Genomic DNA, 20,801 nt, shown 5'->3' with positions numbered 1-20,801 from the left:
AAAAGGCTGCTCGCTCGGCCGCTGGCCTCGCGACCAGTACTTCACAGAGTACCACCGCAACGGCAAGGAGAGATTGTCGCAACGGTTCGCACGCGCCCCGTCAGGTTGGTCGCGGGTCACTCAGTTGCTCGTGACAGCAACGCACCGTGAAGATGTCGCTATTTCACGTGGATTGCCGCCCAATATCGTCTATGATGCGCGAAATAGAGTTCAGTAACATTTCGACGTTGCTCGACGACGTCGACTACCCCCTCGCACAGTCCGCTGCAACGGCGGAGTTCTCGGATGTCACGGTAGTGTTCGCCGACGGCAAAGCGGACCTCGCCAAACTGATTTCGGAGACCACCAAAGAGACGTTCCAGTCGTCCAGTGATATCGAGACGGCACTCCACAACGTGCTTCCACGCGGGGCCGTCGGTGAACCCTATCAATCGGAAGGGGACGCGTGAGCACCCCGTAAGTTTGGTCACAGGGGTTGTGTGGCGGCTCGAACGAACGTCGAAACGTGTCGAGCTACGGCGTTGCGAACACGTTCGGGACAACCGATGGGGGGATACCCGTACTACCGTCGGGTATGTCCGAGAGCGCGTCCCCCCTCGGCGAGACTGCTGCCCCGAGCGACGCCCCGACCGAGACCATCGACGTGCGGACGATGGGGCCGCCGAAACCGCTGGTCGAGACCCTCGAACGGCTGGAATCTCTCGACGACGACACGGCCCTGATCCAGTACAACGACCGCGCGCCCCAGCACCTCTACCCCAAACTCGACGACCGGGGCTACGCCTACGAGACGGTCGAGGAGAGCGACCGAACGGTGACGGTCATCTGGGCCGACGATGCGTGAAGAGACGGCGATAGCGGCGATGCTCGACCGCGGCGCGGCGGTCAGCGACCGCGAGGCCGAGACGGCGCTCGACCGACTGGAGGCGGCCGGGGACCTCGACCCAGCGGACCGCGAGGCTGTCGAAGCACTCGCCGACCGGCTGGTCGCCGGGTTGCTCGCGGGACCGGTCGCCGGCATCGAGAACGGGGACCCCGAGGCCGTCGCGGCCGCGATGGAACTGTTCGGCGAGGAGGGTAGTGCACCGATGCTCGCGGACGCGGAGACGGTGACAGCGAGTGACTGACGGGGTCGGGCTCAGCCCTGTGCCCACTCGATGGCGTCGTCGAGGGCTTTGAAGTCCTCGACGACGGCGCCGTCGATGTCCATCTTCGACTGGACGGCCATCGCGGTGATGCCCTCGGAGACGAATCCGACCTTGTCGACGCCGGTGTACTCGCCGTTCTCGGACCACACCTCGCCCATGTACTCCTGTGTCTCCGTCGGGAGATTCGTCCCCTGACCGAACACCGCGATGGTGGCCTCGATGTCGTCACGCTCCCGCGCTCGCGGTAGTGGTCGCTCGCGGCGTCTAAGTCCTCGTCTGCGAAGCCCTGCCAGCCCTCCATATACCAGATGCCGACGGTGCCGCGTTTCTCGAAGTCCCACTCGTAGTCGTCCGGGTCCGGAACTGCCGTGGATGTCATATCCATACCGATCTGACCGGCGCCATCAATAAAGCACAGATAGGTAACTATGTAGGTATCCGCTCGTCTCGGGCGGTCGGGACAGCCTGCCTCGGCACATCTAAGCCCCCGTCGCCGCTACGGACTGGTGATGCAGTTCCACGTCGACGGCGAACTGGTCGCCGAGGAGAATGCCACCGTCAGCGTCCGCGACCGCGGGTTCGCCTACGGCGACGGCCTCTTCGAGACGCTGCGGGCCTACGGCGGGACCGTCTTCGCGTGGGAGCGCCACGCCGACCGCCTCGAACGCGGGGCCGAGCGGTTGGGGATGGCCGACGCGCTCCCGCCCCGCGAGGACCTCCGAGAGCGACTCTTCGAGACGCTGTCGGGAAACGACCTCGACGACGCGTATCTCAAGCTAACCGTCTCGCGGGGCGTCCAGCCCGGGAAGCTGACGCCCGACCCCGAGGTGGACCCGACGGTAGTCGTGCAGGCGCGCCCGCTCGCTCGCGGCGGCCGCGAGGGCGACCGGTCTACGACGGGCCGGCGGTCGTCCAGAGCGTGAAGACGCGACGCGTCCCCGACGCCGCCCGGCCCGCGGACGCGAAGACGCTCAACTACCTCGACGGCGTGCTCGCCCGCCTCGAACTCCGGCGAGCCGCCACCGAGGAGTTCTCGGCCGACGAGGCACTCCTCCGAGATATCGAGGGCTACGTCGCCGAGGGGGCGACTAGCAACCTCTTTTTCGTCGACGACGGGGTGCTGAAGACGCCGACGACCGACCAGTCGGTACTGCCCGGCGTCACGCGCTCGATAGTGATCGAACTCGCCGAAAAAGAGGAGTTCCCGATAGAGACCGGCCGCTACGAAGTCGGGGACGTGCGGGACGCCGACGAGGCGTTCCTGACGAACGCGACGTGGGAACTCAGACCGGTCGCGAGCGTCGACGGCATCGAGGTCGGCCGGGGCCCGATGACCGCGCTGTTGTCGCGGCTCTACGACGAACGCGTCGAGGGAGTCTGTTACGGCGACGGGTCCTGACCCCACCCTGTGCGGTGTCGGAGAAGATCAGTAGCGGATCTCGAAGCGTGCGCCGCCGTCGTCTCCCTCGGTGACACAGACGTTCCAGCCGTGGGCGTCGACGATATCTTGGACGATAGAGAGCCCGAATCCGGTCCCGTCGCTGGTCGTGGTGAACCCGTACTCGAAGACGTCCTCGCGGTGGCTCTCGGGGATGCCGTCGCCGTCGTCTTCGACGTAGAATCCCACCGGTTGCTCGGCGCCCGAAGACGACGCCGCGTCGAGTGTCCCGATTCGGACGGTCAACGGCGGGTCGTTGTGGTCGACGGCGTTGCGGACGAGATTCTCGAAGACGTGAAGCAGTCGGTCCCTGTCGGCCTGGACAGTCGTGCTCTCTGAGACCTGAAGGTCGAGCGTCAATCCCTCGGTCTGTGCGTGATGCCAACTCTCTCTGACCACGGCGGCGATACCGACCGCGTCGGTGTCCTCTACCGACAGTCCCGCCCGGGCCATCGTCAGCAACTCCTCGATTATCGTCTCCATCCGGTCTAAGTTCTCCCGGGCCGTCTCGATGCGGTCCCGGTCTCCGGTCTCCGCCGCGAGTGCCAAGTTGCTGTCGGCGACGTGGAGCGGGTTCCGGAGGTCGTGGCTGACGAGACTGGCGAACTGGTCGAGGCGTTCGTTCTGCCGCCGGAGTTGCTGTTCGCGCTGTTTCTGTTCAGTGATGTCACGGAAGACGAGCAACCGGCCCACCGGTGCGTCGCCACCGCCTCGAATCGCTGAGACGTCCGGGGAGAACGTCCGCGCTGACCCGTCTACCCCGGCCGTTATCGAACCCTCGTCGCCGCCTTGTGTGATCCGCTCGACGCTCCCGGGGAGCGGTTCGAAGAAGCCTGTGGCGGCCATCCCACGCCAGTCCGGGGGCGCGTCGACGAGTGTCCGTGCCGCGGGGTTGCAGTCGACGACTCGGTCGCGGCCGTCGAGCATCACGACGGGGTCGGACATACCGTCGACGAGTTGCTGGCGTCCGACCGGCGTGATTCGGAGAAACCGATACCGGAAGACGGCGACGGCGAAGCCGAGAGCGGTCGCGGCGAGGGCGATGTCGGTCGCACTCAGTTCCGGCGGAATCGTCCCGGTGAACAACAGTAGGTTGGCGGTGAGCGGGATGCCGATACCGACGGCCAGCGACCCGGCCTGTCCCGTGTAGAGCGAGCCGCGATTCCGGACGAGATACTGGCCGAGTACGACGCCGGCGGTCAGTATCACGAGATAGCCGTACAGTTGTGTGATGTAAAACGCGAGTTTGAGTCGCCGGTCGAGAGCGACCCACTGGTCGAACCCGACACCCATCGCCGTCACCGGGCCGCGCGTGGTGAGGCCGGTGACTTCGTAGAGAAATTCCGGAGCCACGGCGAGGACAGCGGCAGTACCGGCGATGTGAGCGAGGGCAGCACCGACGGTCCATCGGTTCACCCACTTCGTGTTGTTCGAGTACGCCAGCGCGAGCCACAACATCGAGTAGACGAACAGCCACACCGCGATAGCGTTGATGAAGTTGACGGCGAGGAGTTTCGCCGACGCCGACGTGGCCACGTCCTCGGCGATACCGCCGACTTCCCAGAGACTGATCGCCACCATCAACGAGACGAACGCGGCCAGTTCCGACCGGTGGCCGCGTCGGTAGTACTGGGTCACTGCGTAGGCGGCCAGTGATACCGCAACCCCCAGAACGAGGACGTTTATCGGGAGTTGCGGCGTTACCTGACACGTCAATATATGACAACGTCTATGCGCCATCGTATTTGAATTTGGGGTCGGTTGGACCGACTGGGGACCGGTCGGCCGGCGTCGTCGTTCAGTGGGTTACGTCCGGATAGCTCTGGAGTGGGTATTTCGAAGCCGTGAGACAGCCGCCGCTCTTGGCGACCCGACTGCCGGAGCGTCGAGTGCGCTACCAGTCGACGGACACGGTGCCGTCGCCGTGTGGGTCCGGCGCTATCTCCTCGCCCGTCTCGCGGTCGATAACGTGGATGACGCCGTCGTCTTTCTTCGCCGGACACGCCTCGGCGGCCGCGACGTTGTGCTCGAGGTCGGCCTCCCCGAAGAAGTACGTCGCCGGCGTCGCTAGTCCCGTCTCGATGTCCATCGACCAGTTGTCCGAGACCTCCGCGCACCGCCCGGCACCGATACACTTGTTCGCCTCGAAGATGATCTTGTAGGGCTTCTCGGCGACCGGCGGGGCGTCAGCCTCGCCGAACTCAGTCGGATCCAGCGTGTCGTCCTCGGCCATACTGGAGACAGGAGAGCGAACCCTTTCGTGGTGTCGGTCGGTGGCAATTAGTACCGGCCCCGTCTACGGCGGCGTATGACGGACACTATCGAGTGGCAGTCCTACGACGGCGACCCGGATAGCACCGTCGTCGGCGACGTGCGCGTCTCCGACCCGGTCACGGTCGAGTACCTCGACATCAAACGGGAACTGCTGGCGTACCTCCCGCCGGGGTACGCAGAGACGGACCGAGCTTACCCGGTCGTCTATATGCACGACGGCCGGAACCTCTTCGACGAGGCGGCCAGCAACGACGGCGAGTGGGGCGTCGACGAGACGATGGAGGAGTTGGCCGACGACGGTATCGAAGCCATCGTCGTCGGTGTCCCCAACGCCGGCGAGGATCGGATGGCCGAGTACGCGCCGTTTCTCGACACCGCGACGCTCCCCCCGGATATGGCCGAGCAGTTCCCCGAGGGCGAGGTCTACGGCGACCAGTACCTCGATTTCCTGCTGGAGACGGTGAAACCGGCGGTCGAGTCGGCGTTCCGGACGAGCGACGACCGCGAGGAGACCGGTGTCGCCGGGTCGTCGATGGGCGGGTTGATCAGCCTCTACGCGCAGTTCCGGGAACCGGAGACGTTCGGGTTCGCGGGCGTGATGAGTCCGGCCGTCACGCCGCCGTTCACGGAGGTATTCGAGTTCGTCGAGTCCGTCGGCCACGTCGACGCCCGGATCCACGTCGATGTCGGCGGTGAGGAGTTCGCGGAGGAGCCGGCGCAGTCCGAAGCGTTCGAGGACGGCGCGCGTCGACTGGCCGACACGCTGGAGGAGATGGGTTACGACGAGGAGTTACAGTTCGTCTACGAGGCCGACGCCGTCCACCACGAGTCGGCGTGGCGGCGGCGCTTCCCCGAGATGATCCGGTTTCTGCTCTAGTCGCGGTGGACGGTGACCGACTCGATCTCGATCGTCTCTTGTGGCTGGTCGCGGGCGTCGGTCGAGACCGAACCGATCTCCTCGACGACGTCCATCCCGTCGGTCACTTCACCGAACACCGGGTGCTTCTCGTCCAGATGGGGCTGAGCGCCGAGTGTGATGAAAAACTGCGAGCCGTTGGTGTCGGGGCCGCGGTTGGCCATCGAGAGGATGCCCGGGCCGTCGTGGCGGAGGTCCGAGTGGAACTCGTCGTCGAAGGTGTAGCCCGGGCCGCCCTTGCCGTTGCCGAGCGGGTCGCCGACCTGCACCATGAAGTCCTCGATGACGCGGTGGAACTCCACGCCGTCGTAGAGCGGGTCGATCCGCTTCTCGCCGGTCTCGGGGTCCTCCCACGCGCCGCTGCCGGGTTCGACCTCGGCCGCGTCGTAGTCGTCGGCACCTTCGGCGAGGCCGACGAAGTTCTCGACGGTTCGGGGTGCGCGCTCGTCGTACAGTTCGACCTCGATGTCGCCCTTGTTCGTGTGGATAGTCGCGGTCAGATCACTCATACCCGTCACGTCGCCGGGACCGGTAAAAACACTGGCGGTGGGCCGAGCCACCGGATTTTACTTTCGGGTCGCGTACACCGAACTATGACCGACGACCCCGAAGCGACCCTCGAACAGTGGAAGGAGTCGATGCAGGCCGAACACGCCGAGGCCATCGAGAACCCCGACCCAGAGGCCGACCACCGAATCGAGGGCGTCGCGCAGGTGAGCTACCGCGTCACGTTCGACTACGATCCCGAGGCGGACAGCCTCGAACGCGCCGACCGCGAACAGGTCGAGGAACTCGCCGACCCCGAACTGCTGTCGTGTGCGTGTGCGTCCGCGGGATGACTCCCGAGGAGGCCCGGACGCACATCGCGGCCGCGGGCGATGGAGCCGCCTCGGAGTAGGCATACTTTTGCCGACGAGCGCGGAACCAGCAGTGTGAAAGGCTCCTCCCCGCTCCCGGTCGGTCAACACACGCTTGTCGTCCTCGTCGCCATCGCGCTGGCGTTCCCCGCGGCGGTCCTCACGACGCTGACGCCGTGGCCCGCCCTCGCGTGGTTCGTCCTGATTACGCTCGGCATTGTCGTCCCGTCGGCGTTCGACTACCAGTGGCCCGACACCGAGGACACCCGACTGGCGCTGGCGTGGACGGTCACCGCCTGCGGCGTCGCCTTCGGCGCGTTGGTGGTCCTCACAGCGGCGGGCGAATCTGTCCTCGGGACCGACCTCGCACAACTAGTCGCGTTTCTCCTCGTCACCTTCGGCGGGACGGTACTGCTGGAAGCCGTCCTCCGGAAACAGGGTCAACGCGCCTAGAACGACTGTAGGGCGGCGAGTCGCTCGGCCGGGTCGCCGCTGTCCATCGACTCGCGGGCGGCCGCGAGGCCGGACTCGACGCTGTCGGCGTCCCCGCGAGCGTAGATGCGCAGGGCGGCGTTGAGCGCCACGGCGTCGGCGAACTTCCCGGTCCGCTCGCCGGCGAGAACGGCCTCGGTGATGTCGGCGGAGTCGGCGGCGATATCGTCGACTTCCAGGTCCTCACTCTCGAAGTCCATCCCGTACTCGGCGGTCTCTATCTTGAAGTCCGACAGTCCCTCGGCGGGCGTCCACGCGGCCACGGTGGTCTCGCCCGGGCGCACGTCGTCGTAGCCCTCCTGCCCTTGGAAGAAGACGATACGGTCGAAGGTCTGACTCTCGCAAGTCTGGAGCGTCTCGGTCATCCGCTTTGCGAACGCGAGGTGGTAGAAACTCCCGAGGTGGACGCTGGCGTCGCTGGGATTTGCCAGCGTCTCGACGGTGTTGACGAACGTCCGGACTCCCATCTCGTCGCGGCGGTCGAAGAGGTCAGCGATTTCGGCATTGAAGTTGGGCTGGTAGTAGAAGCCAAAGCCCACCGCATCGACCATATCGGCGCTCTCGGCCGGCGAGAGGTCCGTCCTGACGCCCAGTTCGTCCAGCACGTGCTTGTAGGCGTCTTCTTTCTGTGTCGGGGTGCGGTCGCCGCTGTGGACGACAACGGGCGTGCCCGCGGCGGCGGCCACCAGCCCCGAGGCGACGCCCAGCAGGGCCGTCGAGTGCTTGCCGTCGTAGTTCGCGCCACAGTCGACGGGGTCGGCGTCTGGCGCGGCCGTCTCGACGCTTCGCTCGCGCATCACGTCGACGAAGGCGGCCAGTTCCTCGGGCGTGTTGCGCTTCCAGCGGTTGGCCAGCCAGAACGCCCCGAGCGTGGTCTGTTCGGGCGTGCCGTCGAGGATGCGGTCGAACGCCTCGCGGGCCTGCTGGCGGTTCATATCGTCGGCGGACTTGTGCCCCGACCCGACGACCTCGGTCATCAGTCGGCGGAGCGGCCACGGTTCGGCCTCGGTGGACTCGGACATACGCGTTCGTTCGGTACAAGGCGTCTAAAGGGACGTGGTCGCGGCGATTTCTCAGTGGCCGCTGATCGCCAGACGGAACGGCGATAGATCAGGTTGGCCGGAACGCTTTTGCGTCTCGGTGTGTCTACATAGAGTGATTGGATGTCACCGAGTGACGCGCCGATAGTCCTGGTCGTCGACGACGAGCCCGACGTGGCCGACGCGTACGCGGCGCAGTTGGGTGAGCGGTACACGGTCCGGACTGCGTACAGCGGGCAGGACGCACTGGAGATGATCGACGGCGACGTGTCGGTGGTCCTGCTCGACCGCCGGATGCCCGGGCTGTCCGGTGACGGCGTCCTCGAACGGATCCGCGGGGACGGCATCGACGCACGCATCGCGATGGTCACGGCCGTCGACCCCGACTTCGACATCATCGAGATGCCCTTCGACGACTACCTCACCAAGCCCGTCTCGCGTGAGGACCTCTTTACGACCGTCGAACGGTTGCTGACCTGCGCGAAGTACGAGTCTCAGTTCCAGCAGTTCTACGCACTCACCAACAAGATAGCGACCCTGCGGGCGAACAAGAGCGAGGCCGACCTAGAGAACAGCGAGGAGTTCGAGCGCCTCCAACAGGAACGCCAGCGCACCCGCGAGCAACTGGACGACACTATCGCCGAGTTCGACGACGACGACTTCGCGGTGATGTTCCGCGAGATGCACCCCTCGGCACCGTCCGTCGGCGACGGCGAGGAGTGAGGCCAGTGCCGTCCGTTCGTTTCCCCTTCCGAAACGTATAGGGTGGCGTACTCCCAAGCGCGGGCATCATGAGCAAGCAGCTACCGGACGTGCAGGCGTCGAGTCCGGACGTGACAGTTGGGCTCAGCAGGGTCGGGGTCACCGGCGTCGAGAAACTCGTCAAACTCGGGCGGGAGGACCAGCGACCCATCGTCCTGATGGCCGAGTTCGAGGTGTTCGTCGACCTCCCCTCTTGGCGCAAGGGCGCGGATATGTCCCGGAACATGGAGGTCATCGACGAGACGCTCGAGGCCGCCGTCGCCAACGAGGTCTACCGCGTCGAGAACGTCTGTGGCGAGGCCGCCGAACGCCTGCTGGAGAAACACGACTACACCAGCAAGGCCGAGGTCCGGATGGAGGCCGAGTACGTCACCCGCGAGGAGACGCCCGAGAGCCATATGCCAACCCAGTCGACGGCGGACATCGTCGCCTCGGCGACGGCCACCGAGGACGGGACGCGGGAGGAGATCGGCGCCCGCGTCACGGGGATGACGGTCTGCCCGTGCAGTCAGGGGATGTCCGTCGCCCGCGCCCGCCAGACGCTCGAGGACCTGGGCGTCGAGGACGAGGTCATCACCGACTTCCTCGATCAGGTCCCCCAACCGGGCCACTCACAGCGCGGCCACGCGACGCTGACCGTCGAGACGGACGGCGACCCGCCGGTCGACCTCAACGAGATCATCGAGGTCGCCCGCGAGTCGATGAGCGCCCGCATCTACAATATGGCAAAGCGGCCGGACGAGGACCATATGACCTACCAGTCCCACAGCGACGCGAAGTTCGTCGAGGACTGCGTCCGGGCGATGGCCGAGGGCATCGTCGAGGCCTACCCCGAACTGGACGACGACGCGGTCGTCCGGATGGAACAATCCAACGACGAGTCCATCCACCAGCACAACGCCCACGCCGAACGCGTCGCGCCCTTCGCAGACCTCCGCCGTGAGGTCAACGGCGGCGAGGCCCGCGGCGACTGATCTTCTCGGACGAACCACGCGGCCGGCTAAAGCCGTAGCGCTTCGGCGTTGGCCCACCGCTCGTCGAACTCCTCGCGGACGCTCGCGGCGAAGTCCGGGTCTTTGAAGTCGATGACGGCGAAGGTCCCGCCGGCGTCGAGCGGGTGGGGCACCTCGATACAGACCTCGGTGTCGTCGATGAGTTCGAAGGAACTGGTCACGTCGGGGCTGGTCCGCACCGCGAAGTTCTCGTGTGGCTGGAGGGTCGTCCGGTAGCGCTCGCCGACGGTCCGCGGAAGGTCCTCGATCATCTGGGGCCGCATCAGCAACTCGACTTCGACCCCGCGGTCGAGGGCGTCTTCGAGGCCGTCGACGACTCGCTCACCGAGGTCGTCGAGGTCGAACTGCTGGGAGAACGTCGAAGCGACGACGACGATACGGTCGTCCGCGGCCGCGAGGCGTTCGACCAGCAGGTCCGCCGTCTCCTCGGCCCCGATGGCCGTCGTCCAGAAGGTGTCCCCGACCGGGTCGGCGGCCTCTAAGTCGTCGGCGAGCGTCTCGACCATCTCCTCGTACTGGCTGGCTTTCTCCTCCAGTTCGCGCTTTTTGTCGTCCAGCAGCCGGTCAAGCGCCGTCTCGGGCTCGACGCCGGCGTATTTCTTCGGTCGGCTCGCGGTCTGGCTCCTGACGAGGTTCTGTGTCTCTAAGCTGTTGAGCACGTCGTAGATGCGCCCCATCGGCACGTCGCTCACCCGTGACAACTCCTTTGCGGTTGTCGGCCCCGTCTCCAGCAACGAGCGATACGCCCGACTCTCGTACTCCGATAGCCCGAGGTCACGAAGGCTGGCCATATCGAACGCACAGGGCCCACGTGTAAAAACGCATCGAGAGTTTACCGCGAGGCGATGTCGGTCAACAGCGACTCGAGCCCGGCCGGCGTGTCGGCCTCGCCACGGTCCTCGCCGTCGACGACCAGCGTGGCGGTGTCGCCCACGTCCGCGTTGGGGACGACGACCGTCTCGTGGTCGGCCAACCGGAGCGCCGCCCGGTGGAGGTCGCTGCCGGCCGGTCGACCGACCCGAACCGCCTGTGGTGACTGGAGTCTCGCGGCGACGCTCGCGTAGCCCGCGGCCTCGACGCCCATCCGCTCGGCGGCGTTGGCGTAGGCCGCTATCGCGTCGTGGGCGGCCTCTCGGTAGCGCTGCTCGCCCGAGAGCAACGCGAGGTCCAACAGCGCCGCCCCCGCCTCGACGGTGTAATCGAGCGGGTACAGCGGTTCGCTGAGCAGGCCCGTCTCGCCGACCGGCCCGTCCCGGAGGACGCCGTCGTCGTCGGTGAGGTGGTCGAGCGTCCAGTCGGCCACCGCGCGGGCCGGCCCGGGATCGCCAAGCACCGACCACGACGTCGTCAGTCCGGTCAGGACGCGGGCCTGATCGAGGAGGGTCCCCCGCGGCGCGTCAGCGCCGTCGTAGTGGGCGACCGCACCGTCGTCGTCTATCAGGTCGACGACTGCCTCGCGGGCGCGTTCGGCGTACCGGCGCGCGTCCGTCTCCTCGACGTATCGATCGTAGGTCAACAGAGCGTCGACGGCGAGGGCGTTGCGGTCGGCCAGCACTGTCTCGTCGACGGCGGGCGGGTCGGCCGACTCGCGGTCGCTGGCGTCGGCCCGGTAGTAAGCGTCGTCGCCGGCCTGACTCGCGGCGAACCCCTCGCCCGTCCACAGCGTCGTCGTCAGGTACTCGACGGCCCCCTGTGCCGTCTCGCGGTAGGCCTCCTCGCCGGTGTAGCGGTAGCCGTAGGCGAACGCCCGGACGAGCGCCGCGTTGTCGTCCAGCAGTTTCTCCCGGCGCGGCTGGGCCCAGTCGCGGTTGGCCGCGTAGCGGTAGAAGCCGCCGTCGTAGGTGTCGTAGAGGTGCGTGCGGACGGCTTCGAGCGTCCGCGTCGCCTGCTCGCGCGCCCGAACGAGCGCGAACTCGATGGTCGGGGCCAACGGGAACTTCGCGTCCGACCCCCACCCGCCGAACTCCTCGTCGTAGGCCGCGAGCAGTTGCTCGACCATATGCTCCTCGACGCGGGCGGTCAACTCCCCGCCCGGTGGCCGGTCGCCGCGAAGCGCCCGCGGCACCGACCCGGCGGCCTCGCCGCTCGCGTCCCACGTCTCCCGTACCGAGTCGAGGATACCCCGGAAGCCGTCGACACCGAGGAAGGTAGCGCCGGTCAGCACCTCGCCGCTGGGGGTCAGAAAGACGGTGGAGGGGAACCCACCCATCGTGTAGCGGTCCCGGACGCGCGGTTGGCGCTCGGCGTCGACCCGGACCGGGACGAAGCCGTCGTTGACGTGGGCGGCGATACGCGGTTCGGTGTAGGTGGTCGCGTCCATCTCCGCACACTCTGGCGACCACGGCACAGTCAGCGACAGCAGGACCGGCTTTCCGGCCCGCTCGGCGGTCGCGAAGGCGTCGGGCCCCCACTCGCGCCACTCGACGTTGGTGTCGTCCATAGCCCCGCTTGGGGCAGGCCCGACAAGAAGCTTCCACTCGAAAAAGTTCATCAGTCGCCGGCCAGTAGCAGGCTATAATGCTCCGGATCCTCGCGCTGCTGTTGCTCATCCCCCTGCTGGACATTATGGTACTGCTGGTGGTCTCGGGGATCATCGGCCCGGTGGCTACCGTCGCCCTCGTCGTCCTCACCGGCCTCGTCGGGGTGTTGCTCGTCCGCGCGGAGGGGAGACACACCATCCGGAAGATACAGGAGAAACTCGCCCGCGGGGAGCCACCGACGGACGAACTCATCGACGGTGCGCTCCTCGTCGCCGCCGGCGCGTTCCTGTTGACCCCCGGCATCGTCACGGACGCGACGGGCATCCTGTTCGTCTTCCCGCTGACGCGGTACCCCATCCGCGCGGCGCTGAAGCGCTGGGTCGTCACGCCCTACATCGACGCCAAGACCGGCGGCTTCGCCAGCGGCACCGTCTACACCGCGGGCTTCCCCGGCAACGCCGAGGCGAACGTCGGCCCGAGCGGCCCCGAATCGCGCGAGGACGACACCTACGACGTGACCGACGACTCCTACGACATCGACGACGACCGGGAGTGACGTGGGACCGGAAACCGTGGGACGGCTCCCCGCCCTCCCCCCGTATAGTAACGCTTAAACATAGGACCCCAGTACACTGGAATGCGCTCGCCTGGGCCAATAGCTCAGTCAGGTTGAGCGCTCGGCTGATAACCGGGAGGCCTCCGGTTCAAATCCGGATTGGCCCATCCCAATTCCACTCGGCCACTGGCCGAACGGAATCGGGCTATTCACCTCCCCAGCCTCTTCATCTCGGACGATTCACCTCTTAGAGAGTGGTCTCTCGGACGTGAGGTCAGGTTTCGGTTACTTGTCAGGCGCCACCTTCCCGACGTATTCCCGACGAAACAACTATCGGTAAGACTATCGTATTACTCTGGTATGTCCGAAGCGAGTACCGGCGGTGACGACACGGACGACATCGTTACGGTGAACTTCAAAGCGACCGAGTCGTTCTTGGAACAGATCGACGATACGTGGCAGGGGCGCGGGTTCAACAGTCGAAGCGAGTTCATCCGATATACACTCCGGGATGCCATCGAGTTCCCGACGTTCGACCGCGACGAACTGATCGCGTTGCTCGAAGCCGAGGCAGATGTCAAGGAGGATGGAACGATGAGTGCCGAGGAGGCACGCGAGCGGTTCGGCACGGACGATGCCTGACGACGGCTGGACGTGGGAACTCGCGTCGACGGCGGAAGACGATCTCGGTGGGTTGCCTCCGGACGATCAGGACCGTGTGATCGAGAAACTCAACGAGATTGTCGACTCGCCGTGGCGTGACCCACCGGACTACGGTGAGCCACTGCGGAACAGTCCCTACAAGAAGATCCGTGTCGGTGATCTTCGGCTCTCCGTCGCGTTCCGTCAGGGTGACAATCGGCTGGTCGTCGCCCGAATCAAACGCCGCGGTGGTGCGTACACCGCCGACGACGACTGACCGTGACCGAGTGAGGGACACGATCACGATAGCAACGGTTGGCGGTCTCCACTCACCCCTAATCGTACCGAAGCAACGCCTCGTCGAAGGCGGCCGGCGTCGACTCCTCGCGGGCGAACGTGTACAGCGCGACCTTGGCGATAGCGCCGAGGGTGTAGCCGGCGAGTAGCCCCGCCGCGAGGACGAGGCCGCCGACGGCGAGGCCGGCGACCAGCAATTCCCCGGACGGGCCGACGAGCAACGCGGCGGCGACGATGGCGACACCGGGCAACGCCAGCAGGAAGCTGACGATACCGACGCCGAACTCCGACCCGAGCGACTCGCCCCACGTCTCGCGGACGAGGCGCGCGCTCTCCTGAATCATCGTCGCCGGGCCGGCGTCCTCGAAGACGATGACGGGGACGACGAAGTACGTCAGCGCGGCCCATCCGAGGCTGAGGAGCGCACTGACGATGGTCCCGACGATGTCGCTCGACTCCTCTAGGGTACGCAGGAGGAGACCGACCAGTGCGCTGAGCAGGGCCCACCCGAGCAGTGCCGGGAGGTGGCCGGCCGCGGCGCGGAACGCCGCCGCCACCGAGGGGTCGCGGCCGGCGAACGTCTCGCGGACCGCCCACGACAGCGCGGCGATGGAGAACGAAGCGAGGAAACTCGTCCCGACGTAGACGGCCGCGAGCGTCCCCACCGCGACCGGGAGCGAGTCCATCGTCTCGGTGGCGACGACGCCGCCGACGGCGGTGGCGACGAACGCCGCCATCGCGACCCCGCCGAGGAGCGGGTAGACGACCAGTCCGGGGTTGTCCCGGAGGACGCTGGCGCTCTGTCCGGCCAGCCTGAATCCGGTTCCGAGACGGCCGCGGAGGCTCATCGGGCGCTCACCTCGCGGGCGACGCGTCGGCGACACCGCTGGAGGGCAGGTAGTTGCATACAACAGAACGATCGATGGACGACCTAATAAATCCCCGAGGCGAGATTCGTGGAACGAACACGGGGACGGGGCCGGCCCCGACACACCGCGGTTTAGTCACTCCGGGCCGAACGGGGGAGTATGACTGAGATCGGATTCGTCGGTGCAGGCGCGGCGTCGGCGGCGGCGACGTACGTCCTCTCGGAGACGGTCCCCGACGCGGAGATAACGGTGCTGGAGAAGTCCCGCGGGGTCTGTGGCCGTGCGGCCACGCGCCGACACGGCGAGTTGACCTACGACTACGGGGCGAACTACCTGAAAGACGACGACCCGCGCGTGGTCGAGTTGCTGACCGAGACGGTCGACGACGAGGGGATGGTCGACACCGAGGGGCCCGTCTACACCTTCGACGAGGACGGGAGCGTCTCGGAGGGCCGGGACGCCGACGACCACAAGTGGAGCTATCGGGCGGGACTCACGCAGATAGCCAAGCGACTGTTCGGCGAGACGGACGCGACTATCCACCACGGGACGCGGGCGGAGACGCTCCACCGGGACGGCGATCAGTGGCGCGTCACCGACACCGACGGCGGCGAGTGGGGTCCCTTCGACGTGCTGGTCCTGAACCCGCCCGCGCCACAGACGGCCGAGTTGCTGGCCGACGCGGCGTGGGAGTCCGATATACGGGCGGAACTCCAGTCGGCCGTCGAGGCAGTCCCCTACCGGACCATCTGGACCGCGGTGTTACACTACGAGTTCGAACTCGACCGGCCCTACTACGGACTGGTCAATACCGACAAGGAACACGACATCGGCTGGATATCCCGGGAGGAGTGCAAGCCCGGTCACGTCCCCGAGGGGGAGACGCTGTTGATCGTTCAGGCCAACCACGAGTGGTCGGTCGATCACTACGACGGCGACCCGGCCGAGAACGTCGCGGAACTGGCCGCGTCGGCCGCCGAGATAATCGGTGACGACCGCCTCGCCGACCCCGATTGGACCGATCATCAGGGCTGGCGCTACGCGCTCCCGGAAGACGGTGTCAGGATGGGGGCACTCGAAAGTGCCGAGGACGAAGGGCTGTACTGTGTCGGCGACTGGGTCCCCGGCGAGGGGCGGCTACACGCGGCGCTCAAAAACGGGCTGGAGACAGGCGAACGCCTCTCCTATCGCCTCTGAAGCCGTCCCGACCGGCAGCGGACTACTTTCACTCCGGGCCTGTCATTGATTTTCCGTGGCTGTGACGGTCAGGTATGGGCAAGTGGAAGCGGGAGTACCTGATCGTCGACCCGGGTGATCGGGACGTAGACGCGGTGGCCGGCGACCTCCGTGCGTCGCTCGCGTCGGTCGATATCGACGGGGTCGCACACCCAGAGCGGAGCGTGACGGTCGAAGACGGGCGAGTGCACTGGGACAGCGGCGAGGTCTATCGGAACATCCAGGGCCGACTCGAGGCTATCGCGGACAGCCTCGACGTCCCGTGTGCCTGGGCCGTGACGATCACCCAGCACGAGGTAGATTCGACAGGGAGTGCGGCGCTGTTCGTCTGGGCCGACGGCGGTCTACGGCTCGTCGAGTCCTCGCCTCGCGCCAGTTACCTCCGGGGAAGCGACGGCGTCTGGTACCTGGGGAAGGCCTGGGGAATCGAGGGCGACGCGAGGTGCTCTTGGACGGGTTCGAACCGGGCAGACGGCCGCTCTCGGGCGAGCCAGTCGTGGCGCCGGTGACCGACGTGGCGCCACCGCTGGCGCGGTTCGTGGCACCGCTGTCGGACGACCCCGTCGAGACACGAGCGGCCGCCGAGGACGCTGTCCGCGACGCACCCGACGAACGACTGACCGCCCGCATCGAGACGCTCATCGGAGACGTGGCTACGACCGACGGCCGCGAGCGTGTCGAGGCCCTGGAGCTTCTGTACGCGGCCGCTGCCGAGAACGCTGTACCGCTTGATGTGACACCGCTTCCGGTTCTGGACCTGCTGGAGACACCGGGACGGGCGGGGATGCTCGCAGCCGTCATCGTACGCGAACTAGCCTACGACCGGCTCGACACCGGAGATCCAGCGGACGTCCCCGACCGACGGCAGCGAGCGGAACATTTCGGGCTCGAGAAGGCACGGTCCGACGTGGAGCCCTCGGTGCTCGACGCGCTGTCCGCGGACGACCCCCACGTTCGGGCCGGCGCTGCGCGGGGCGTGTTCAAGATGGCCTGGTCGAGGCGGGGACTGCCCTCGATCACTACGGGTGACATCTCGGGGCCGGAGCTGTTCGAGCACCTGATGGGCGCGACCGACGACGAGGACCCGCGAGTCAGGGCCTACGCGACGCTGGCGGCGGCGCTGGTCGTAACGCACCTCGACGACGGGGCTGTCGACAGCGCGCTGTCGGCCGTCGCGCCCGCCATCGAGGACGACCCGGTCGTCCGAGACAGGGTGGAGTGGCTTCTGTCGACGTGGTCCGAAGACGGGTCGGCGGCCGTCGTCTCGGACCTGATCGGGGCCGTCGCCGGAACGCTCGGTCCCGAGTGGGTCGACCGTCTCAGCGGAGGGCGGCGTCTGCTCGACAGCGAGTCCGTCGAGGCGACACTGGCGGAGTTTCCGGCGTCTGGATCGGCGCTAGAGGCCGCACCGACAGCCTCGCTAGCGGCGCTCGTCACCGCTGCCGGTGACTCGCTGGACGCGCCCGACGGACTCGTTGAACGGCTGCTTGACGGTATCGAGGACGCACCGGTGGCGGTCACTGAGGCGCTGGTAACGGTCGGCGGCCCGGACGCGTCGCATCTCGAGACCGCCGTTCGACGGTTGACGGCACTCTCCAGCGAGGGGACCGTGGCGGCGACGGAGGCGCTCGTGGAATTCGGGACAGCGCGACCGAACGTGCTGGCCACCAACTGGGACACCGTCGTCACGGGGCTGGACTTCGAGGGTGAGCGCGCGATACCGTCCGCACGAGTCGTCGGCACGATGGCGCTGACAGACCCGGAGACTGTCACAGATACTGCCAGTGTGGCGGCCACAGTGCTCTACGAGGCACTCGACGTGTCGGGCGCGGACCGCCGTCGGGAGCGGATGGACATGCTGGTCGCCCTCGCGGCCGCCGACCCGACAGCGGCTCCCCCGGGTGTCGATCCATTCGTCGACGATACGGCCGACCCCGACCGGGAGATTCTGGCTGTCGTCGCCGAGGCAGACCCATCGACGGCCGGGACGGCGCTCGCCTCGTTGCTCTCGACAGTCGACCCGACGAGTAGAGAGTACTGGACGCTGCTCGGGGTACTGGAGGAGTGCCCGACTGCGGCGACACACGTGGTCGAGCAACTCGTGACCGTCCTCGTCCGGAGGGAGGGACACGGGAACCGCCGTGACCGGGCCGCCGCTGCCGTCGCCGGTGCCGCGGCGACCGACCCGACGACGGTCGAACCACACGTCGGCACGCTCGTGACGTTGCTCGCGGACGGCCGGGCGACAGTCCGTGAGAGCGCCGCCGAGGCGTTGGGGGCGGTAGGCGAACACGACCCCGACGCTCTGCCGCCCGCCGTCGCGACACTCTCAGACGGTGACCGAGGCGAAGACTGGCCGGTGGCGCCGCTGGCGGCGTCAGCCCCGCGGCTTCTCGAACAGGCCGTCCACAACGCCGTCGCGGGGCCCTACCACGGGAGCGGCGTCGGTGACCTGCTGTCGACCGTCGCAGCGTACCACCCGGATATCGCGGCCGACGGGACGACGCGTCTCGTCGAACGGGCCGACGCCGTCGGCCCGACGAGTTCCCGCTGGGACCTGCTGGAACAGGTCGCCGAATCGAACCCGGAACTGGCCGCGCTCGGTCTCGAACAGGTCGTCGAGAACGTTGTCTCGGCTGTCGAGGAGTCCCACAGGCTGGCACGCTTGCCGGCGGCGCCGCTGGCGGTCCTCGCCGACTACTACCCGCGACGGACGTGGGCGCTGCTCGAACAGCACGACCCGGAGTGCGATCCGTCGTCACTGCCCGACCGGGCGTCCGAGCGGAGGGCCGAGGAGACGCTGACGGCCGTCGTCTCCGCCGCCAGCCCGGACGCACCGATTCCGGAGTCCCGCCGGTCGCTCGCCGACGAACCGGCCGAGCACGACTGATCGGGGGTCTCGTTGCTCGGACGGAGTCGCGACTCCACGCCTTTCGACGTGTCGTCGAAAATCAGACTGCGCCCGAGAAAAGAACCGTTAGAGGTGCGTCTCGGTGTCGATGTGGCCTTCCTGTCGGAGTTGTTCGGCGTCCTGTTTGGTGTAGCGCCACTCGACGTTGGCCTTCTCGTCCTGCCAGTCCCACGGTTCGACGAGGACCACGTCGCCCTCCTCGATCCAGGTTCGGTACTTCATACGGCCGGGAATCCGGCCCATCCGGTTCTCCCCGTCCTCACATTGGACGCGGATGTGGTTCCCGCCGTTGTGCTGTGTGACCACTGCGAATAGCTCGTCGCTAGAAGGCATCCGCAGATTCTTCCGGCCTGTTTCGTCGCTCATACCATATAGAGAACCCCCGCACGGATAAGTGAACGGCGATTCCTGCTACCATTTCTCACGGTAGCGTCTCCCGATTTGCTACGAGAGGTCCTCGTTGGCGCTGTCAGCGTTCAATCCCCGCCGCTGGAGCATCTCGTCGCGGTCGCTCTCTATCGTCATCTCGGGCACTTCGACCGGTTGACCAGTCTCGTCGATGGCGACGAACGTGAACGAGGACTCGCTGGTGACGTCGCACTCGCCCGTCAGCGGGTCCTCCCGTTCGGCCTTCAGGCGGACGCCGACGCTCGTCCGGCCGGCGTCGTACACCCACGCGGTCACGACGGCGATGTCGCCTCGCGGGATGGGGCGCTTGAAGTCGAGGCCGTCGACGGCGGCGGTGACGCAGGGCGACCCGGCAAAGCGCATCGCCGACATCGCGCCCGTCTCGTCCATCAGTTTCATCACGATACCCCCGTGGGCGGTGTCGTAGTTGTTCGTCTGGTTGGGCTGGATGCGGTGACGGTTCTCGATGAACGTCTCGCTCGGCGTTGGCATCAGCTGTCCGTTCTCGGTCCGGCGGTATGGGTGTGCGGGTTCCGTGCGTCGGTGACGGGAGACCGCGTGCGGTCTCAGACGACGCTACTCGACGGCGTTCGCGCGCCAGTCGGCGAAGGCGTCGAGGGCGGCCTCGTCGAATCGCTCGATACAGGGCACCTCGTAGGGATGGAGGGCCTCGATTCGGTCGGTCGCCGTCTCCGGGGCCGTCACGTAGAGGGTGGCCATCACTCGGCGAGGGGGTTGTACGCGCCGTTGATGCTCCACTCGTGGAGGCAGAACGGCGACCCGTAGGCCTTCTCGCCGTCGCTCTCGACGATGCGCCACGTACCGAGGTCGTCGTCCCAGCGGTCGCGCCGCCCACACCGCTCACACTCCCGTTCGTTCGGTGGTACGATAGTCGCCATACACGTGGATTCGCTGCCGCCCTCTAAAACGTCTCGGTCACCCGCCCGCAGTCCGCGCCCGCGAGCGTCGCCGTCCGGCCGACACGCCCACTGCGCCGCCGACAGTCCACAACGCTTATACCGCGTCAGTAGTCCGCTCGCGCGTCGAACCCGGCGTCCGAGGGCGCGGTGGACCGGCCGCTCGAACCCCGAACGCACCGCGTCCGCTCGCTGATGGTACATCATCCTGTCGGTATGTCGGCGCTCAGACGGCCGTATTCGGGCGGTAGAGCGAAACCGGAGCAAGATTTATAAACCCTGTATATCTTTAGAAAGATTCATGGCACGACCCAGCCGGCAGCGGGAGCGGGCGGACTCTCAGGCTTCTACACAGGAAACCGAGAACGAGGAGGAGACCGAAGGGGAGACGTGTCCGGAGTGTGACGCGTCGCTGGTAGCGAGCGCGGACGGCGGGGAACTGGTGTGTGAAGACTGTGGGCTGGTCGTCGAGGAGGGGACCATCGACCGCGGGCCCGAGTGGCGCGCGTTCGACCACAACGAACGACAGGAGAAGTCCCGCGTCG

General features: G+C 67.0%; 25 protein-coding genes, 1 tRNA gene and 3 pseudogenes. 17 read left to right on the top strand and 12 right to left on the bottom strand.

The window, feature by feature from the left end; translation table 11 throughout:
• Positions 1 to 227 precede the first annotated feature (227 nt).
• The 3 genes from GJ629_RS06505 (at position 228) to GJ629_RS06495 (ending at position 1,127) form a co-directional block, all read left to right on the top strand.
• On the top strand, positions 228 to 449 hold the full coding sequence (locus tag GJ629_RS06505) for a hypothetical protein (RefSeq protein ID WP_197428470.1): 222 nt from the start codon (positions 228 to 230) through the stop codon (positions 447 to 449).
• Between the two features lie 125 nt (positions 450 to 574).
• Positions 575 to 844: a DUF2249 domain-containing protein gene (locus tag GJ629_RS06500; protein ID WP_157512270.1), complete on the top strand. Its 270-nt coding sequence runs from the start codon at positions 575 to 577 to the stop codon at positions 842 to 844.
• A complete protein-coding gene (locus GJ629_RS06495; protein WP_157512269.1) occupies positions 837 to 1,127 on the top strand; it encodes a hypothetical protein in 291 nt (96 codons plus the stop codon). Before GJ629_RS06500 ends, GJ629_RS06495 begins: the two co-directional genes overlap by 8 nt.
• 11 nt (positions 1,128 to 1,138) lie before the next feature.
• Here GJ629_RS06495 and GJ629_RS06490 read toward each other — a convergent pair whose 3' ends face one another.
• Positions 1,139 to 1,489 (bottom strand): hypothetical protein, encoded by a 351-nt coding sequence (locus GJ629_RS06490; protein ID WP_197428469.1) that lies wholly within the window; start codon positions 1,487 to 1,489, stop codon positions 1,139 to 1,141.
• A 168-nt stretch (positions 1,490 to 1,657) separates the two neighbouring features.
• Between GJ629_RS06490 and GJ629_RS06485 the strand changes: the two are divergent.
• Positions 1,658 to 2,547, top strand: a pseudogene (locus GJ629_RS06485) (aminotransferase class IV).
• A 27-nt stretch (positions 2,548 to 2,574) separates the two neighbouring features.
• On the opposite strand, the gene GJ629_RS06480 reads toward GJ629_RS06485, so the two are convergent.
• Positions 2,575 to 4,302 carry a histidine kinase N-terminal 7TM domain-containing protein gene (locus tag GJ629_RS06480; RefSeq protein ID WP_197428468.1) on the bottom strand — a complete coding sequence of 576 codons (1,728 nt, stop codon included), beginning with the start codon at positions 4,300 to 4,302 and terminating at the stop codon, positions 2,575 to 2,577.
• Positions 4,303 to 4,480: 178 nt separating this feature from the next.
• Positions 4,481 to 4,819 (bottom strand): ferredoxin, encoded by a 339-nt coding sequence (locus GJ629_RS06475; protein WP_157512267.1) that lies wholly within the window; start codon positions 4,817 to 4,819, stop codon positions 4,481 to 4,483.
• 75 nt (positions 4,820 to 4,894) lie between these two features.
• Between GJ629_RS06475 and GJ629_RS06470 the strand changes: the two genes are divergently transcribed.
• A complete protein-coding gene (locus GJ629_RS06470; RefSeq protein ID WP_157512266.1) occupies positions 4,895 to 5,737 on the top strand; it encodes an alpha/beta hydrolase in 843 nt (280 codons plus the stop codon).
• On the opposite strand, the gene GJ629_RS06465 is transcribed toward GJ629_RS06470, so the two are convergent.
• Entirely contained in the window at positions 5,734 to 6,285 is a 552-nt protein-coding gene (locus GJ629_RS06465) for a peptidylprolyl isomerase (RefSeq protein ID WP_157512265.1), read from the bottom strand. The genes GJ629_RS06470 and GJ629_RS06465 overlap by 4 nt on opposite strands.
• An 84-nt stretch (positions 6,286 to 6,369) precedes the next feature.
• Here GJ629_RS06465 and GJ629_RS06460 point away from each other — a divergent pair.
• A pseudogene (locus GJ629_RS06460) lies at positions 6,370 to 6,674 on the top strand (hypothetical protein).
• A gap of 34 nt (positions 6,675 to 6,708) precedes the next feature.
• On the top strand, positions 6,709 to 7,086 hold the full coding sequence (locus tag GJ629_RS06455; protein WP_157512264.1) for a hypothetical protein: 378 nt from the start codon (positions 6,709 to 6,711) through the stop codon (positions 7,084 to 7,086).
• On the opposite strand, the gene GJ629_RS06450 is transcribed toward GJ629_RS06455, so the two are convergent.
• Positions 7,083 to 8,147, bottom strand: a complete 1,065-nt coding sequence (locus GJ629_RS06450; RefSeq protein WP_157512263.1) for an anthranilate phosphoribosyltransferase — start codon at positions 8,145 to 8,147, stop codon at positions 7,083 to 7,085. The two genes, GJ629_RS06455 and GJ629_RS06450, sit on opposite strands and share 4 nt — an antisense overlap.
• A 141-nt stretch (positions 8,148 to 8,288) precedes the next feature.
• Here GJ629_RS06450 and GJ629_RS06445 point away from each other — a divergent pair, with 141 nt between their 5' ends.
• Both GJ629_RS06445 and mptA read left to right on the top strand, forming a co-directional pair.
• On the top strand, positions 8,289 to 8,888 hold the full coding sequence (locus GJ629_RS06445) for a response regulator transcription factor (RefSeq protein ID WP_157512262.1): 600 nt from the start codon (positions 8,289 to 8,291) through the stop codon (positions 8,886 to 8,888).
• A 68-nt stretch (positions 8,889 to 8,956) separates the two neighbouring features.
• Entirely contained in the window at positions 8,957 to 9,901 is a 945-nt protein-coding gene (mptA, locus tag GJ629_RS06440) for a GTP cyclohydrolase MptA (RefSeq protein ID WP_157512261.1), read from the top strand.
• Positions 9,902 to 9,927: 26 nt separating this feature from the next.
• Here the strand turns inward: mptA and GJ629_RS06435 are convergent, their stop codons facing one another.
• Together GJ629_RS06435 and GJ629_RS06430 are read right to left on the bottom strand one after the other, a co-directional pair.
• The gene (locus GJ629_RS06435) at positions 9,928 to 10,731 is read right to left on the bottom strand and encodes a TrmB family transcriptional regulator (protein WP_157512260.1); all 804 of its coding nucleotides are present in this window, start codon (positions 10,729 to 10,731) and stop codon (positions 9,928 to 9,930) included.
• A 41-nt stretch (positions 10,732 to 10,772) separates the two neighbouring features.
• Complete coding sequence (locus GJ629_RS06430) at positions 10,773 to 12,380, bottom strand: DUF255 domain-containing protein (protein ID WP_157512259.1); 1,608 nt, start codon at positions 12,378 to 12,380, stop codon at positions 10,773 to 10,775.
• Positions 12,381 to 12,457: 77 nt separating this feature from the next.
• Here GJ629_RS06430 and GJ629_RS06425 point away from each other — a divergent pair, with 77 nt between their 5' ends.
• The 4 genes from GJ629_RS06425 (at position 12,458) to GJ629_RS06410 (ending at position 13,895) form a co-directional block, all read left to right on the top strand.
• Positions 12,458 to 12,976, top strand: coding sequence for an FxsA family protein (locus GJ629_RS06425; protein WP_157512258.1), 519 nt, complete (start codon positions 12,458 to 12,460; stop codon positions 12,974 to 12,976).
• 93 nt (positions 12,977 to 13,069) lie between these two features.
• Positions 13,070 to 13,143 (top strand) — tRNA-Ile (locus tag GJ629_RS06420).
• 193 nt (positions 13,144 to 13,336) lie between these two features.
• Positions 13,337 to 13,618 carry a ribbon-helix-helix domain-containing protein gene (locus GJ629_RS06415; protein ID WP_157512257.1) on the top strand — a complete coding sequence of 94 codons (282 nt, stop codon included), beginning with the start codon at positions 13,337 to 13,339 and terminating at the stop codon, positions 13,616 to 13,618.
• Positions 13,611 to 13,895, top strand: a complete 285-nt coding sequence (locus GJ629_RS06410; protein ID WP_157512256.1) for a type II toxin-antitoxin system RelE/ParE family toxin — start codon at positions 13,611 to 13,613, stop codon at positions 13,893 to 13,895. Before GJ629_RS06415 ends, GJ629_RS06410 begins: the two co-directional genes overlap by 8 nt.
• A 58-nt stretch (positions 13,896 to 13,953) precedes the next feature.
• Here GJ629_RS06410 and GJ629_RS06405 read toward each other — a convergent pair whose 3' ends face one another.
• Positions 13,954 to 14,763: a DUF6159 family protein gene (locus GJ629_RS06405; protein WP_157512255.1), complete on the bottom strand. Its 810-nt coding sequence runs from the start codon at positions 14,761 to 14,763 to the stop codon at positions 13,954 to 13,956.
• A gap of 180 nt (positions 14,764 to 14,943) precedes the next feature.
• Here GJ629_RS06405 and GJ629_RS06400 point away from each other — a divergent pair, with 180 nt between their 5' ends.
• The 3 genes from GJ629_RS06400 to GJ629_RS06390 all read left to right on the top strand — a co-directional run bounded on the left by GJ629_RS06400 (position 14,944) and on the right by GJ629_RS06390 (position 18,910).
• Complete coding sequence (locus GJ629_RS06400) at positions 14,944 to 15,981, top strand: NAD(P)/FAD-dependent oxidoreductase (protein WP_157512254.1); 1,038 nt, start codon at positions 14,944 to 14,946, stop codon at positions 15,979 to 15,981.
• Between the two features lie 74 nt (positions 15,982 to 16,055).
• Positions 16,056 to 16,529 (top strand): hypothetical protein, encoded by a 474-nt coding sequence (locus tag GJ629_RS06395; RefSeq protein WP_157512253.1) that lies wholly within the window; start codon positions 16,056 to 16,058, stop codon positions 16,527 to 16,529.
• Entirely contained in the window at positions 16,463 to 18,910 is a 2,448-nt protein-coding gene (locus GJ629_RS06390) for a hypothetical protein (protein WP_197428467.1), read from the top strand. Before GJ629_RS06395 ends, GJ629_RS06390 begins: the two co-directional genes overlap by 67 nt.
• An 87-nt stretch (positions 18,911 to 18,997) precedes the next feature.
• Here the strand turns inward: GJ629_RS06390 and eif1A are convergent, their stop codons facing one another.
• The 4 genes and pseudogenes from eif1A to GJ629_RS06370 form a co-directional block, all read right to left on the bottom strand.
• The gene (gene eif1A / locus GJ629_RS06385; RefSeq protein ID WP_157512251.1) at positions 18,998 to 19,297 is read right to left on the bottom strand and encodes a translation initiation factor eIF-1A; all 300 of its coding nucleotides are present in this window, start codon (positions 19,295 to 19,297) and stop codon (positions 18,998 to 19,000) included.
• Between the two features lie 78 nt (positions 19,298 to 19,375).
• The gene (locus GJ629_RS06380; RefSeq protein WP_157512250.1) at positions 19,376 to 19,831 is read right to left on the bottom strand and encodes an acyl-CoA thioesterase; all 456 of its coding nucleotides are present in this window, start codon (positions 19,829 to 19,831) and stop codon (positions 19,376 to 19,378) included.
• An 84-nt stretch (positions 19,832 to 19,915) separates the two neighbouring features.
• Positions 19,916 to 20,017 (bottom strand): annotated as a pseudogene (locus tag GJ629_RS06375) (divalent-cation tolerance protein CutA); the annotation flags it as partial.
• A gap of 41 nt (positions 20,018 to 20,058) precedes the next feature.
• On the bottom strand, positions 20,059 to 20,238 hold the full coding sequence (locus tag GJ629_RS06370; protein WP_157512249.1) for an HEWD family protein: 180 nt from the start codon (positions 20,236 to 20,238) through the stop codon (positions 20,059 to 20,061).
• 319 nt (positions 20,239 to 20,557) lie between these two features.
• On the opposite strand from GJ629_RS06370, the gene GJ629_RS06365 reads away from it, so the two are divergent.
• A partial coding sequence (locus GJ629_RS06365; RefSeq protein WP_305037648.1) for a TFIIB-type zinc ribbon-containing protein occupies positions 20,558 to 20,801 on the top strand: 244 nt, incomplete at its 3' end.

The sequence above is a fragment of the Halapricum sp. CBA1109 genome (assembly GCF_009741825.1).
In the GTDB taxonomy this organism is placed as follows: domain Archaea; phylum Halobacteriota; class Halobacteria; order Halobacteriales; family Haloarculaceae; genus Halapricum.
This window is presented reverse-complemented; position numbering and strand designations above follow the sequence as displayed.